Origin of the sequence: Tenacibaculum sp. MEBiC06402, assembly GCF_049239625.1 — a bacterium.
GTDB lineage: Bacteria > Bacteroidota > Bacteroidia > Flavobacteriales > Flavobacteriaceae > Polaribacter.
On sequence record NZ_JBMKKT010000074.1, the window covers coordinates 1 to 995 of the forward strand.

A 995-nucleotide genomic window follows, 5' to 3' on the forward strand; every position below is an offset into this window, starting at 1 on the left:
GCTAACATGGTGTATAAAAAATAGCTGCATTATCAATAAATCAAAAATTACAACTAATTTTAAACCATGAAAAATGAATGAAAAATTGCTGCTAAAATTACCGCAACTTTTCATACACAAATACGTTGCTATGCATTATAAAAAATCAAAATGGGTTTAAATTACTCAATCAGAACATATGTTAGAGAGGAAAATCTCTCAAAATGTCTACATTGGATTAAAGATAATACTGATTCAGATAATAATTCTTTTAATGTAATCATTAATAATAAGAATTATACTCTTCACGGTGATGGAATACATTTCTATGACTCAAATCATCAAAATATTGATGAATCGAATTTTCTTGATAAGAAAGGAAATTATCAAGACTTTAACGCTATTTACTTTTCTACAAGCATCATATTTGACATTGACCCTAAAATCATTTCAAGCGTTGGTGATTGGACATTGGAATTTGATGGAAGTCGTTTAGAAGAATTTATCCAAAATTTTCAAAGTTCTTATTTAGGTAACGGAAAAATAAGCATTGGGAATTTTGAAACATCTATATCAAAACTCAATAACAAACCTATATATGAAATTGACTTTGGAGCCGTAACAAGTGACATTAGTAAAATATTAGAATCTTCACATTCTGTTAGAAAATGGATGAAAGATTTCTCTAAAGCAAGTGAATCTATTCTAACTTATATTGATTCAGAACATAACGGAAAGATTATTACATATTATAAAGGTATAGATCTAGAAATAATCATTAAAAACAGTATTGAACCTTATTCAGAAAGTTTATTAAATTTTTTCAAAGACTACTATAATCTAGAATTTGAGAGCTAATTCAAAACTAAATTACTGATAACTATCTGTGAGATTTATATCATTAACTTACTAAATTACAATATGTTTGTGATGATAAATTGGTAAAATAACGCACAGCAACAACGTGTATAATTAATTGCGGCTGAATTTCCTCACCGGAAATTCAATCTTATTAA

General features: G+C 26.8%; 1 protein-coding gene. It reads left to right on the plus strand.

Annotated elements, in window-relative coordinates; genetic code table 11:
- Window positions 1-150 precede the first annotated feature (150 nt).
- Complete coding sequence (locus tag ACOSP6_RS01170; RefSeq protein ID WP_422092323.1) at window positions 151-837, plus strand: hypothetical protein; 687 nt, start codon at window positions 151-153, stop codon at window positions 835-837.
- The last annotated feature ends 158 nt before the right edge of the window (window positions 838-995 follow it).